The organism is Vibrio sp. CCB-PB317, assembly GCF_022808245.1.
Lineage (GTDB): Bacteria > Pseudomonadota > Gammaproteobacteria > Enterobacterales > Vibrionaceae > Vibrio > Vibrio diabolicus.
Map to the genome: position 1 here is coordinate 139,093 of NZ_JALGNU010000001.1, position 13,442 is coordinate 152,534.

General features: G+C 46.7%; 14 protein-coding genes. All 14 read right to left on the reverse strand.

What is annotated here, in order from left to right; translation table 11 throughout:
- Positions 1-18: 18 nt before the first annotated feature.
- The gene (gene atpD / locus MTR11_RS00700; RefSeq protein ID WP_005383849.1) at positions 19-1,422 is read right to left on the reverse strand and encodes a F0F1 ATP synthase subunit beta; all 1,404 of its coding nucleotides are present in this window, start codon (positions 1,420-1,422) and stop codon (positions 19-21) included.
- Between the two features lie 35 nt (positions 1,423-1,457).
- Entirely contained in the window at positions 1,458-2,324 is an 867-nt protein-coding gene (gene atpG / locus MTR11_RS00705) for a F0F1 ATP synthase subunit gamma (RefSeq protein ID WP_005394082.1), read from the reverse strand.
- Between the two features lie 44 nt (positions 2,325-2,368).
- Positions 2,369-3,910 (reverse strand): F0F1 ATP synthase subunit alpha, encoded by a 1,542-nt coding sequence (atpA, locus tag MTR11_RS00710; protein WP_005394084.1) that lies wholly within the window; start codon positions 3,908-3,910, stop codon positions 2,369-2,371.
- Between the two features lie 13 nt (positions 3,911-3,923).
- Positions 3,924-4,457 (reverse strand): F0F1 ATP synthase subunit delta, encoded by a 534-nt coding sequence (gene atpH / locus MTR11_RS00715; protein WP_005394085.1) that lies wholly within the window; start codon positions 4,455-4,457, stop codon positions 3,924-3,926.
- A gap of 14 nt (positions 4,458-4,471) precedes the next feature.
- Positions 4,472-4,942, reverse strand: coding sequence for a F0F1 ATP synthase subunit B (gene atpF, locus MTR11_RS00720; RefSeq protein ID WP_031780375.1), 471 nt, complete (start codon positions 4,940-4,942; stop codon positions 4,472-4,474).
- Positions 4,943-5,016: 74 nt separating this feature from the next.
- Positions 5,017-5,271 (reverse strand): F0F1 ATP synthase subunit C, encoded by a 255-nt coding sequence (gene atpE / locus MTR11_RS00725; protein ID WP_002540812.1) that lies wholly within the window; start codon positions 5,269-5,271, stop codon positions 5,017-5,019.
- 58 nt (positions 5,272-5,329) lie between these two features.
- On the reverse strand, positions 5,330-6,142 hold the full coding sequence (gene atpB, locus MTR11_RS00730) for a F0F1 ATP synthase subunit A (protein WP_005378922.1): 813 nt from the start codon (positions 6,140-6,142) through the stop codon (positions 5,330-5,332).
- An 8-nt stretch (positions 6,143-6,150) separates the two neighbouring features.
- On the reverse strand, positions 6,151-6,540 hold the full coding sequence (locus MTR11_RS00735) for a F0F1 ATP synthase subunit I (RefSeq protein ID WP_005378921.1): 390 nt from the start codon (positions 6,538-6,540) through the stop codon (positions 6,151-6,153).
- 189 nt (positions 6,541-6,729) lie between these two features.
- Positions 6,730-7,611 (reverse strand): ParB/RepB/Spo0J family partition protein, encoded by an 882-nt coding sequence (locus MTR11_RS00740; RefSeq protein ID WP_046874588.1) that lies wholly within the window; start codon positions 7,609-7,611, stop codon positions 6,730-6,732.
- A 24-nt stretch (positions 7,612-7,635) separates the two neighbouring features.
- Positions 7,636-8,409, reverse strand: a complete 774-nt coding sequence (locus MTR11_RS00745) for a ParA family protein (protein WP_005383838.1) — start codon at positions 8,407-8,409, stop codon at positions 7,636-7,638.
- Positions 8,410-8,419: 10 nt separating this feature from the next.
- A complete protein-coding gene (gene rsmG, locus MTR11_RS00750) occupies positions 8,420-9,055 on the reverse strand; it encodes a 16S rRNA (guanine(527)-N(7))-methyltransferase RsmG (RefSeq protein ID WP_243326884.1) in 636 nt (211 codons plus the stop codon).
- A 1-nt stretch (position 9,056) separates the two neighbouring features.
- Positions 9,057-10,952, reverse strand: a complete 1,896-nt coding sequence (gene mnmG / locus MTR11_RS00755) for a tRNA uridine-5-carboxymethylaminomethyl(34) synthesis enzyme MnmG (RefSeq protein ID WP_047010278.1) — start codon at positions 10,950-10,952, stop codon at positions 9,057-9,059.
- Between the two features lie 477 nt (positions 10,953-11,429).
- Positions 11,430-11,864: an FMN-binding protein MioC gene (mioC, locus tag MTR11_RS00760; RefSeq protein ID WP_065646893.1), complete on the reverse strand. Its 435-nt coding sequence runs from the start codon at positions 11,862-11,864 to the stop codon at positions 11,430-11,432.
- Positions 11,865-11,964: 100 nt separating this feature from the next.
- A complete protein-coding gene (mnmE, locus tag MTR11_RS00765; protein WP_012841264.1) occupies positions 11,965-13,326 on the reverse strand; it encodes a tRNA uridine-5-carboxymethylaminomethyl(34) synthesis GTPase MnmE in 1,362 nt (453 codons plus the stop codon).
- Between the last annotated feature and the right edge of the window lie 116 nt (positions 13,327-13,442).

The following is a 13,442-nucleotide window of genomic DNA, read 5'->3' on the forward strand; positions in this document are numbered from 1 at the left end:
ATCGCCTCCTAGTTAGCCTTATAGCTTCTTCGCATTCTCAATAGCATCGTCGATGCTACCGCAGTACATGAATGCCTGCTCAGGAATGTCGTCGTATTCACCAGCTAGTAGACCTTTAAAGCCACGTAGAGTCTCTTTTAGAGGTACGTAAATACCAGGGTCACCTGTAAATACTTCTGCTACGTGGTAAGGCTGAGTTAGGAAACGCTCAATCTTACGTGCACGAGATACAACTTGCTTATCTTCTTCAGATAGCTCGTCCATACCTAGGATAGCAATGATGTCTTTCAGCTCTTTGTAGCGCTGAAGTGTCTGCTGAACGCCACGAGCAACTTCGTAGTGATCTTGACCAACTACTAGTGGATCAAGCATACGAGATGTTGAATCTAGTGGGTCGATCGCAGGGTATAGACCCATTGCAGCGATGTTACGGTTAAGTACAACCGTTGCATCCAAGTGCGCGAACGTTGTCGCTGGAGACGGGTCAGTCAAGTCATCCGCAGGTACGTATACCGCCTGTACAGACGTGATAGAACCTGATTTCGTTGACGTGATACGCTCCTGAAGTACACCCATCTCTTCTGCAAGAGTTGGCTGGTAACCTACCGCAGAAGGCATACGACCTAGCAGTGCCGATACCTCTGTACCTGCAAGTGTGTAACGGTAGATGTTATCAATGAACAGTAGTACGTCACGACCTTCGTCACGGAAACGTTCTGCCATTGTTAGACCAGTCAGTGCAACACGTAGACGGTTACCTGGTGGCTCGTTCATCTGACCGTAAACCATTGCTACTTTAGATTCTTCAGGCTTCTCAACGTTTACAACGCCCGCTTCCTGCATCTCGTAGTAGAAATCGTTACCTTCACGAGTACGCTCACCAACACCCGCAAATACGGATAGACCTGAGTGCTGTAGTGCGATGTTGTTGATAAGTTCCATCATGTTAACGGTCTTACCTACACCAGCACCACCGAATAGACCGATTTTACCACCCTTAGCGAATGGACAAATTAGGTCGATTACTTTAACGCCCGTTTCTAGAAGTGCGATCTCGTTTGATTGTTCTTCGTAGCTTGGTGCGCTGCGGTGGATAGAGTAAACCTCTTCCGCGCCCACTTCACCACGCTCATCAATCGCGTCACCTAGGACGTTCATGATACGACCTAGAGTTTTAGTACCGACTGGTACTGAAATTGGAGCGCCAGTGTTAACCACTTCAACTCCACGACGTAAACCATCAGAGCTACCCATTACGATACAACGAACTACGCCACCGCCTAGCTGTTGTTGAACTTCAAGAACTAGACGCTCTTTTGAGTCCGTTACGTTTAGAGCGTCATATACACTAGGTACATTGCTCTGTGGGAACTCTACGTCGACTACCGCACCGATGATCTGTACGATCTTACCTGTAGCCATCGTTAATCCTCTAAACTATTTCGTTTTACCTAAGCTTAAACCGCAGCTGCACCACCAACGATTTCCGATAGTTCTTGTGTGATCGCAGCCTGACGGGCTTTGTTGTACACAAGTTCCAAATCGTCAATCAAGTTGGTTGCGTTATCCGTTGCAGCCTTCATCGCAATCATTCGAGCCGCTTGTTCACAAGCAAGGTTCTCAACCACACCTTGGTATACCTGAGACTCTACGTAACGCACTAGTAGCGTATCCAGTAGAGGTTTTGGCTCAGGCTCATAGATGTAGTCCCATGAGTGCTCACGCTGCATCTCTTCGCTGTCCGATTTAGGCAAAGGTAGCAATTGATCGATCGTTGGTTGCTGAACCATAGTATTTACAAACTTGTTGAATACTACGTATAGACGGTCCAGTTCACCTTCATCGTATTTCTTCAGCATTACGCCAACAGAACCGATTAGGTCTTCTAAGCTTGGGTTATCACCCAGGCCAGAAACCTGTGCCGCAACTTTTGCGCCACCATGTTTAAAGAAAGCTGTTGCTTTTGAGCCAACAACGGCAAGCTCAATCTCAGCACCTTTCTCTCTCCATGCTTGCATGTCTGTAACGGCTTTTTTGAACACGTTAATGTTCAAACCACCACACAGACCACGGTCTGTCGAAACGATGATGTAACCAACACGTTTAGCTTCACGCTCTTCTAGGTACGGATGACGGTACTCTAGGTTTGCGTTAGCCACATGACCGATCACTTTACGCATTGTTTCAGCGTATGGACGAGAAGCTTCCATTGCATCTTGAGAACGACGCATTTTTGAAGCTGCTACCATTTCCATCGCTTTCGTAATTTTCTGCGTGCTTTTAACACTACCGATTTTATTACGTATCTCTTTTGCGCCGGCCATCGTTACTCTCCGTTAGTTGGTGGCAGAAACTGCCACCGACCTAATTACCAAGTTTGGGTTGCTTTGAAGTCGTCAGTCAGTTTCTTCAACTGAGCTTCGATTTCATCGTTGTAAGCGCCAGACTTGTCGATCTCAGCTGCTAGTTCAGCGTATTGACCGCGAGCGTACGATAGTAGAGCCGCCTCGAAATCTAGAACTTTGTTAAGTTCTACATCATCAAGGTAACCGCGCTCTGCCGCGAAGATAGTTAGAGCTTGGTCAAATACAGACATTGGAGCGTACTGCTTCTGCTTCATTAGTTCTGTTACTTTTTGACCATGGTCTAGCTGTTTCTTCGTTGCTTCATCAAGGTCAGAAGAGAACTGAGCAAATGCAGCTAGTTCGCGGTACGCAGCTAGTGCTGTACGGATACCACCTGATAGTTTCTTGATGATTTTCGTCTGAGCTGAACCACCTACACGAGATACTGAGATACCTGGGTCAACAGCTGGACGAACACCGGCGTTGAATAGCTCAGTTTGTAGGAAGATCTGACCATCGGTAATCGAGATTACGTTAGTCGGTACGAATGCTGAAACGTCACCTGCTTGAGTTTCGATGATAGGAAGAGCAGTCAATGAACCAGTCTTACCTTTCACTTCACCGTTAGTGAAACGCTCTACGTACTCTTCGTTTACACGAGCTGCACGCTCTAGTAGACGCGAGTGTAAGTAGAATACGTCACCTGGGAATGCCTCACGGCCTGGTGGACGTTTAAGTAGTAGAGAGATCTGACGGTAAGCTACCGCTTGCTTAGATAGGTCATCGTAAACAATCAGTGCGTCTTCACCGCGATCGCGGAAGTATTCACCCATCGCACAACCTGCGTATGGCGCTAGGTATTGCAGCGCTGCAGATTCAGAAGCTGATGCAACTACAACGATAGTGTTTTGTAGTGCGCCGTGCTCTTCTAGTTTGCGAACTACGTTAGCGATAGTCGATGCTTTCTGACCAATTGCTACGTAGATAGAGAAAATACCAGAGTCTTTCTGGTTGATGATCGCATCGATCGCCAGTGCTGTTTTACCAATCTGACGGTCACCGATAATAAGCTCACGCTGACCACGACCGATTGGGATCATTGAGTCAACTGACTTATAACCAGTTTGCACAGGTTGGTCTACCGATTTACGGTCGATTACACCTGGTGCGATCACTTCTACAGGCGAAGTCATTTTCGCTTCGATTGGACCTTTACCATCGATAGGCTCACCCAGCGTGTTTACTACGCGGCCTAGTAGCTCTGGACCAACTGGCACTTCAAGAATGCGGCCAGTACCTGTAACTTTCATGCCTTCCTTAAGGTCAGCATATGGGCCCATTACAACCGCACCAACCGAGTCACGCTCAAGGTTAAGTGCCAGTGCATAACGGCCACCCGGTAATTCAATCATTTCACCTTGCATCACGTCCGCTAGGCCGTGGATGCGGATGATACCATCGCTTACCGATACGATAGTACCCTCGTTGCGAGCTTCACTAACAACTTCGAAAGATTCGATGCGTTGTTTGATTAGATCGCTAATTTCCGTGGAATTAAGTTGCATGCTCCAATCCCCATTAAGACTGCAATGCATCGCTCAGGCGGTTCAAACGACCACGCGCTGAGTCATCGATGACTAGGTCTCCGGCTCGAATAATAACCCCACCAAGTAGGGTCTCATCTACACTGCAATTCAGCTTCACTTTGCGTTCAAGACGCTTTTCAAGTTTGCTGCCAATGTTTGCAAGTTGCTCATCAGAAAGTTCTGTTGCTGAAATGACTTCAACATCGATTTCTTTCTCATGCTCTTTCTTCAGAGTGTAAAACTCTGTGCAAACATCAGGAAGGGCCGCTAAACGACCATTCTCAGCCATCACCTTCAAAAGGTTTTGACCGTGCGTATCAACTTGTTCGCCGCAAACTGCAACAAAAATCTCTGCCATTTTATCAGCAGAAACCGAACCGGTTAGAAGTTCGTTCATTTGTTCGTTTTTGGCCACTTCAGCAGCAAAAGATAACATTTGGCCCCATTGGTCCAACTGGTCTTTCTCTAAAGCAAAGTCGAAGGCTGCTTTAGCATAGGGGCGTGCGATAGTAGTCAAATCAGACATATGCGCCCCCAGACTTAAAGTTTTGCAGTAATGTTGTCGAGAATATCTTTTTGCGCATCTTTATCGATAGAACGCTCAAGGATTTTCTCAGCACCAGCTACAGCCAGAGTAGCAACTTGTTTGCGCAGGTCATCGCGCGCACGATTGCGTTCAGCTTCAAGTTCTGCTTCTGCTTGCGCTAGGATTTTCTGGCGTTCTGCCTGAGCTTCCTCGCGAGCTTCATCAAGAATTTGAGACTTGCGCTTGTTCGCTTGTTCGATGATCTCAGTTGCTGTGCGCTTCGCTTCTTTCAATTGATCAGAAGCGTTGGCTTGTGCTAGATCCAAGTCTTTCGCAGCACGTTCTGCTGCTTGAAGGCCATCAGCAATTTTCTTCTGACGCTCTTCGATCGCTTTCATCAATGGTGGCCATACATACTTCATGCAGAACCACACAAATAGTGCAAACGAGATTGCTTGACCTAGCAGAGTTGCGTTTATGTTCACAACAGCTACCCCTCTATTTGGACTTAGTGTTAATCAGTGACAAGCGCTAATCGCTCGTCCCGAGTTAAAGGTGATTAACCTAGTTGACCAACGAATGGGTTTGCGAAAGTGAATAGTAGCGCGATTACGATACCGATCATTGGAACCGCATCAAGTAGACCCGCGATGATGAACATCTTAACTTGTAGCATAGGAGCCATTTCTGGTTGACGTGCAGCACCTTCTAGGAATTTACCACCTAGCAGTGCGAAACCAATCGCTGTACCAAGAGAAGCAAGACCGACGATAATACCTACGGCGATTGCAGAAAAGCTCAGTAAAGTTTCCATTACTATCTCCAATTTATAGTTGTTGGCTTAGTGCCCAAATAAAAAGCTTTAAAAAAAATTAATGATCAGGATCTTCGTGTGCCATTGACAGGTAAACAATTGTCAACATCATGAATACGAAGGCTTGAATCGTAATAACCAAGATATGGAAGATTGCCCACGGTAGTGAACCCATCCATTGTAAGTACCATGGTAGCATTGCCGCACAAAGAATGAATACAACCTCACCCGCGAACATGTTACCGAATAGACGCATACCAAGTGATAGAGGTTTCGCCAATAGCGATACCACTTCAATCAGTAGGTTAAACGGAATCATAAGTGGGTGATTGAATGGATGTAGTGCAAGTTCTTTTGCGAATCCACCTAGACCTTTCACTTTGATGCTGTAGTAAATCATCAATGCAAAAACGCCTAGAGCCATAGCCATGGTGATATTCACATCAGCAGACGGTACAACCTTAAGGTAAGGGATACCTAGCCAATGTTCTGCTGGGTACGGTAAGAAGTCGATAGGAACTAAGTCCATCACGTTCATCAAAAATACCCAACAAAAGATAGTCAGTGCTAAAGGCGCGATCAGTGGGTTGCGTCCATGGAACGTGTCTTTGACGTTATCGGCGACAAATTCAACGATCATTTCTACAGCACACTGAAGCTTACCCGGTACACCCGCTGTTGTTCTCTTCGCTACTTTGTAAAAAATTCCGAGGAAGATTAAACCAGTAAACCAAGAAAAAAACAGGCTATCGATATGTACGTTCCAGAAACTTGTCTCCGACCCTACTAAACCCAACTTATACAGCGATAGGTTAGAAAGGTGGTGGGCAATGTAACCGGACGATGTTAGCGCTTCACCTGGCGCAGCCATAACTCATCCTATTTTTTGTTGTTAATGAATAGCACTGGTGCACAGATATTAATACCTAGTACCAGCAAATAGGTTAGTTTGAGGGGAACAAGTTCCACCTGCATATACATGTAGGCAACATAGAACAGTGCAACCGTGATGAGAATTTTCAGTACTTCACCCGTATAGAAGGAAGCCGCGATGCGCTTGGCAGCGCGAGCCCCACTAAACATGAAAGCACACAGCGCGAATACTGCATTGGCAACAACAAAAATGCCTCCGCCAATCAGCGCTGAAAATCCCCAGTCAGGATTTATGGCTACCGCCATTCCTGCTGCCACAAAAATAACCGCGCCAGACTGGATCATTAACAATTGCCTTGCGAGCTCTCGTCCTGGTCTAGCTAACGCAGCTACCATGTATTCGTACCTCTAGTAATATCCACTTCGCACTAAACTCTCTGTGCTGGGAAATTGGCGAAAATTATACGTTCAGTTCAACGTAAAGCAATTCGATTGCATCAAAAACTTACAGTTTTGTTTACAAAACGACAACTTTCGCACAAAATTCGATTAATTAGATTAATTGACCTAAATCAATTATCTCATCTAGGCCTCAAGCTTGGCAATTAGTTGGTCCAATTTGTGAGGCTCATCAATACTTATCGTTAATTTCGCTTTTCCGTTTGCAGAACGGGTCAGAGAAACTTTTGCATCAAGCAGCTGACTCAATTTATGCGACATTTGCTCAGCTTCGGTATCTTCTTGTTGCCCTTTTTGCTCATTTTGTGGGGCTAAGCACTTTTTTACTAACTGTTCGGTTTGGCGAACAGTCATTTGCTTTTTCGCGACTTGTTGAGCAACCTCAACCTGCTTCTCACCCTGCAAGGCCAATAGCGCTCGCGCATGACCCATTTCTAGCAATTTATCCGCAACCAAGCTTTTCACATCGGACTCAAGCTGGTTTAAACGTAACAAGTTACTGACCGTCGTTCTCGACTTACCAATCACTTCTGCGACTTGTTGATGCGTAAGCGTAAATTCGTCTTGTAAGCGCTCAAGCGCTTGTGCTTCTTCAATCACATTCAAGTCTTCACGTTGAATGTTCTCAATCAACGCCATGGCAATCGCCGCGCGATCTTCGACTTTCTTCACCAAACACGGCACACGTTTTAAACCAGCCTGCCTTGCCGCACGCCAGCGGCGCTCACCCGCGATGATCTCAAACTGACCACTTTCAACCTGGCGAACCACGATTGGCTGAATAATGCCTTGTGACTGAATCGAAGCCGCTAATTCTTCTAGCGCTTCAGGCGCCATATCTTTACGCGGTTGGTATACGCCCGGTTGCAATTGACCAATCGCTAAGTCGGTTAACTCACCGTCTGCCGATAATTCTTGGCTATGCGATGCAATATGCTGTTTTTCACGAGCAAACGAACTGGTCGACAATAACGCATCCAGTCCTTTTCCGAGACCACGCTTAGACATGGGATTGAATTCCTTAGGTTAGAGTTAAACTGGGATTTCTTCGCGGCGGAGCATTTCGCCCGCTAGAGCAAGATACGCTTTGGCCCCTGCAGAGTACTTATCGTAGTACATCGCTGGTTTACCGTGACTTGGCGCTTCAGCCAAACGCACATTACGCGGAATGACGGTACGGTAAACTTTATTGCCAAAGTGTTTTTTAAGTTGATCGGACACTTCATTCGATAGGCGGTTGCGCGGGTCGTACATAGTACGCAGTAAACCTTCGATTTTGAGGTTTTCATTAACCACAGCCGCTAACTTGCTGATTGTGTCCATAAGAGCAGTTAAACCTTCTAACGCAAAGTATTCACATTGCATCGGCACCAGCACAGAATCAGCTGCCGCCATCGCATTGATTGTAAGAAGGTTTAGAGAAGGAGGACAATCAATAAAGATGAAATCATAGTTATCGCGAACTGACGACAATGCATTTTTTAAACGCACTTCGCGAGCGAACACTTCCATCAATTTGATCTCTGCCGCGGTTACGTCTCCGTTCGCCGCGATCAAATCATACTTCCCTGTGGTTTGGGTACAAACGACTTGATCGAACGGTGTATCTTCGACCAAAAGATCGTATGCGGTGGCATCGACCATATATTTATCCACGCCACTGGCCATCGTAGCATTGCCTTGCGGGTCGAGATCGATCACCAAAACCTTGCGCTTTGTTGCCGCCATCGAAGCCGCTAAGTTAATGCACGTTGTTGTTTTGCCGACCCCACCTTTCTGGTTGGCGATTGCTACAATTTTACCCACGATTACCTCGCTAATTTTCCTTGCGCGATAAGATTACTAGATGACGATCACCTTCCAACTCAGGAACAGCTAAAGATATGATCTCTGTCACACTGCACCATTCAGGAAGCTGATCCATTTCATCTTTAGGGTGCTGTCCTTTCAGCGCTAGAAACACCCCATGCTCTTGTTTCGGCAAATGGTGGCACCATTCCACCATGTCTGTCATTGAAGCAAAAGCTCGACTCAAAACGCCATCAAATTTTTCTTCAGGTTGGAATTCTTCGACGCGACTTTGAATTGGTATCACGTTTTTCAGCCCTAATGTGTGCACGACTTGCTTGATAAAACGGATGCGTTTGCCAAGACTGTCGAGCAAGAAGAAGGTCTTCTCAGGGTTCATGATTGCCAAAGGTATGCCCGGTAAGCCCGGACCAGTACCAACATCAATAAAGCGCTCACCGGGCAGGTGTGTGCTCACCACGATGCTATCAAGAATATGTTTCACTAACATATCAAGCGGATCGCGCACCGACGTTAAGTTGTACGCTTTGTTCCACTTGTCGAGCAGTTCGACGTAACCGACCAATTGCTCTCTTTGTTGCTCTGACACTTCTAAATCGGTTTTCGCGATCAGTGAATCCAGTTTTGTTCGCAATGCGCTCATTTTATTCTTCCTCACCTTTCTTCAGCAAACCATGCTTTTTCAAGTGAACAAGAAGAATAGAGATTGCTGCAGGCGTAATACCAGAAATGCGCGATGCAATACCGATGCTCTCTGGTTTGGCCTCACTCAATTTAGCAACGACTTCGTTTGATAAACCTTTTACATCGCGGTAATCCAAATCAGCAGGTAACTTGGTATTTTCGTGACGCAATGATTTTTCGATCTCTTCCTGCTGACGCTTGATGTAACCATCGTATTTTACTTGAATTTCAACTTGCTCCGCCGCTTGCTGATCTTCAAGTGCAGGAGCAAACGCTTCAAGTTGCGTCAGTTGCGAATAAGTGATCTCTGGACGACGCAGAAGATCCTCACCACTCGCTTCACGTGCCATTGGGGTTTTCAGCAGCTTGTTCAGCTCATCAACGCCTTCTGATTTCGGATTCATCCACGTTGATTTCAAACGCTGACGTTCCGTTTCCATGTTATTGAGTTTCTCGTTAAAGCGAGCCCAACGAACATCGTCAATCAAGCCTAACTCGCGTGCTTTTTCCGTTAAACGTAAATCGGCGTTATCTTCACGTAGCAACAAGCGGTATTCCGCACGAGAAGTGAACATGCGGTAAGGTTCTTTGGTACCCATGGTCGATAAATCATCAATCAATACGCCCATGTAAGCTTGGTCACGACGTGGGCTCCAGCCTTCTTTGTCTTGGCTGTACAAGCTTGCGTTTAGACCGGCCATCAAGCCTTGCGCTGCGGCTTCTTCGTAGCCAGTCGTACCATTAATCTGACCAGCAAAGAACAGACCATGAATAAACTTGGTTTCGTACGTTTGCTTCAAATCACGTGGATCGAAGAAATCGTATTCAATCGCATAACCAGGACGAACGATATGCGCATTTTCAAAACCTTTCATTGAGCGAACGATTTGTACTTGCACATCAAATGGCAAGCTAGTCGAGATACCGTTAGGGTATAGCTCGTGCGTCGTTAAACCTTCTGGCTCAATGAAGATTTGGTGGCTATTTTTATCCGCAAAACGCATCACTTTGTCTTCAATCGACGGGCAGTAACGCGGACCAATGCCTTCAATCACACCCGCGTACATCGGACTGCGATCCAAGTTGCTACGGATCACGTCGTGCGTTTGCTCATTGGTGTGCGTAATAAAACATGGGATCTGACGCGGGTGTTGTTCGCGTTTACCCATGAATGAAAATACAGGGGTAGGGTTATCACCGTGCTGAGCTTCAAGCACTGAAAAATCAACGGTGCGAGCATCAATGCGCGGTGGGGTACCCGTTTTTAAACGATCCACACGGAATGGCAGTTCACGTAATCGATCCGCTAATGCGATCGACGGTGGATCTCCTGCACGTCCGCCTGAAGAGCTCTCCATGCCAATGTGGATCTTACCACCAAGAAACGTACCTACCGTTAGTACGACGGCTTTCGCATGGAAGCGAAGTCCCATTTGAGTCACCACGCCAACCGCGCGGTCTTGCTCAACAATCAGATCATCCACTGACTGCTGGAACAGCGTTAAGTTAGGTGCATTTTCTAATGCGTTACGGACGTACGCTTTGTACAGAGCACGATCCGCTTGAGCTCGAGTCGCTCGAACTGCAGGACCTTTGGAGGCATTTAGTGTACGGAATTGAATACCTGCATGGTCGATGGCTTCAGCCATCAAACCGCCCATAGCATCCACTTCTTTTACTAAGTGACCTTTACCAATACCACCAATCGCCGGGTTACAAGACATCTGGCCTAATGTATCGATGTTATGGGTAAGGAGAAGCGTTTTTTGTCCTGTGCGTGCAGATGCGAGCGCGGCTTCCGTTCCTGCGTGTCCGCCACCGACAACAATGACGTCAAAGTTTTCGTGATAAAGCATGAACTGACCTCAGGTATTCAAAGGGATTTAATGGACAGATAAAGGAGCAGTATTTTACCTGCTTTATGCCACAGAGAAAAACGTTTTCTCGTTTTATCCGTTTTAAGCTTCAAGATAAATATATATAAGATCTATATATATGATCTTTTATTAGATCTACTATTAGGATCGACTGTTTCTGTGGATAACCTAAAAATGATCAACAAGATCATGGATCTTCTTTGGATCATATCTTGTGATCATGATTGGATCAGATCGAGGATTACCTGGGATCAAAAGTGGTAGTTATACACAGGGGGTAAAATTGATCAAAGTTGTTATTGGGATAACTAAAGGAAAATCACTGGATCTTATCGTAGTTATCCACAGCTTGTTTGGTTGGTTTTTGAGCAGTTAAACAAAATAATTTGACGGGAGTTATTCACATTGGGGAAAACAGAGCCGAATTTCGACTCTGTTGAAGGGAAAGCGGGGAGCTTAAAAGCGTCCGATATTTTCTTTTAACCATGCCTCTGCGGCGTCTTCGGGTACAGCATGGCTTAGTACATCAATCTTAAGACAATCAGCGAGCGGTGTGGCACCAATGTCCTCTAGTAAATCATAAGCGTGTTGACCAGCGGCGCAGAACGTATCATAGCTTGAATCACCAATCGCAATCACTGCGAACTTTACGTCGGTCATTTTCGGCGGGGTATTTTGTAATGCCGCGATAAAAGGTTGAATATTATCAGGGTACTCACCAGCCCCATGGGTTGAGGTGATCACCAACCACGTTCCTTGATTTTCGATCTCATCAAGGGATGGCTGATTGTGGATCGTTGTTTCAAATCCATTCTCGTTGAGTAGATCACTCAGGTGATCCCCTACGTATTCTGCGCCACCTAGCGTGCTGCCTGTAATAATGTGGATCATACTTCTTCCTTATTGAATGCGACGGCTAAAGCTCATGGATGGCTTGCCGTACAAAAAGAAACGCGGTGTGAGTTAAGCTCAGCACCGCGCGTTCGATTATTTACTTCCCGATACAGAATGAAGAGAAGATTCGGCCCAGTAAGTCGTCAGAACTGAACTCGCCGGTAATCTCGTTGAGATGCTGTTGGGTGATGCGCAGCTCTTCTGCCAGTATCTCACCAGCCATATAGCCTTCAAGCTGTTCTTGGCCTATTTGAAGGTGCTGTGCGGCGCGTTCCAACGCATCGAGGTGACGGCGACGAGCCATAAAGCCACCCTCACTGTTGCCAGAGAAGCCCATGCATTCTTTGAGGTGTTCACGCAGAGCTTCAACTCCTGCACCAGTTTTCGCTGACAAGCGGATGAGGGTAGGGTTATTGACGTGGCAGATCCCCATTTCTTCACCCGTTTGATCCGCTTTGTTTCGGATCACGGTTATGCCGATATTGTCGGGTAGGCGATCCACAAAGTCTGGCCAGATATCTTTCGGATCGGTGGCATCGGTTGTGGTGCCATCCACCATGAACAAGACGCGGTCTGCTTGAGCGATTTCATCCCACGCGCGCTCGATACCGATTTTCTCGACTTCGTCGGAGGCATCACGCAGACCTGCTGTATCAATGATGTGCAGTGGCATTCCATCAATGTGGATATGCTCACGCAGGACGTCACGCGTGGTACCTGCGATGTCGGTTACGATTGCAGACTCTTTGCCTGATAGCGCGTTCAGTAGGCTTGATTTGCCCGCATTTGGACGGCCTGCAATCACGACTTTCATCCCTTCACGCATGATCGCGCCTTGGTTGGCTTCTTTACGCACCGCATCTAGGTTGTCGATGATGGCTTGTAGGTCACCAGCCACTTTACCGTCGGCCAAAAAGTCGATTTCTTCTTCTGGGAAGTCGATGGCTGCCTCAACATAGATACGCAAATGAATCAGCGACTCAACTAAGGTATTAATGCGCCCTGAAAAGGCGCCCTGTAAGGATTGCAACGCCGATTTTGCTGCTTCTTCAGAACTTGCATCAATGAGGTCTGCAATTGCTTCTGCTTGAGCGAGGTCGAGTTTATCGTTCAGGAACGCGCGTTCAGAGAACTCACCAGGGCGAGCTGCTCGAATACCATCAATACCTAGAATGCGTTTTATCAGCATATCCATCACGACGGGGCCGCCATGGCCTTGCAGCTCAAGTACGTCTTCACCTGTAAATGAGTGCGGGTTAGGGAAGTACAGAGCGATGCCCTGATCAAGCACAGTGCCATCTTCTGACTTAAACGGCAGGTACTCTGCATAGCGGGGCTTTAGTGTCTTACCCGTGACTTCTAACGCCACTTGGTTGGCTTTAGGGCCTGATACTCGAATAATACCGACACCGCCACGACCAGGCGCGGTCGCTTGAGCGACAATCGTATCTGTAGTCATAATTTTGCCTTTTGAGCTGGGCTCAAATTGAGCCATAACTTTAGTTAGCTGAATTGTAATCAGCCAAAAACAAAAAGGCGACCTTTTGGCCGCCTTTCTCAATCATTTCCTAAAAG

Excerpts from the sequence above, each read along its gene's own strand:
- MTR11_RS00740 (WP_046874588.1), bottom strand. The coding sequence starts at position 7,611 with ATGTCTAAGCGTGGTCTCGGAAAAGGACTGGATGCGTTATTGTCGACC.
- atpE (WP_002540812.1), bottom strand. The coding sequence starts at position 5,271 with ATGGAAACTTTACTGAGCTTTTCTGCAATCGCCGTAGGTATTATCGTC.
- mnmG (WP_047010278.1), bottom strand. The coding sequence starts at position 10,952 with ATGCTTTATCACGAAAACTTTGACGTCATTGTTGTCGGTGGCGGACAC.
- rsmG (WP_243326884.1), bottom strand. The coding sequence starts at position 9,055 with ATGAGCGCATTGCGAACAAAACTGGATTCACTGATCGCGAAAACCGAT.
- atpG (WP_005394082.1), bottom strand. The coding sequence starts at position 2,324 with ATGGCCGGCGCAAAAGAGATACGTAATAAAATCGGTAGTGTTAAAAGC.
- atpA (WP_005394084.1), bottom strand. The coding sequence starts at position 3,910 with ATGCAACTTAATTCCACGGAAATTAGCGATCTAATCAAACAACGCATC.
- atpB (WP_005378922.1), bottom strand. The coding sequence starts at position 6,142 with ATGGCTGCGCCAGGTGAAGCGCTAACATCGTCCGGTTACATTGCCCAC.
- mioC (WP_065646893.1), bottom strand. The coding sequence starts at position 11,864 with ATGATCCACATTATTACAGGCAGCACGCTAGGTGGCGCAGAATACGTA.
- atpD (WP_005383849.1), bottom strand. The coding sequence starts at position 1,422 with ATGGCTACAGGTAAGATCGTACAGATCATCGGTGCGGTAGTCGACGTA.
- atpH (WP_005394085.1), bottom strand. The coding sequence starts at position 4,457 with ATGTCTGATTTGACTACTATCGCACGCCCCTATGCTAAAGCAGCCTTC.
- MTR11_RS00735 (WP_005378921.1), bottom strand. The coding sequence starts at position 6,540 with ATGGTAGCTGCGTTAGCTAGACCAGGACGAGAGCTCGCAAGGCAATTG.
- mnmE (WP_012841264.1), bottom strand. The coding sequence starts at position 13,326 with ATGACTACAGATACGATTGTCGCTCAAGCGACCGCGCCTGGTCGTGGC.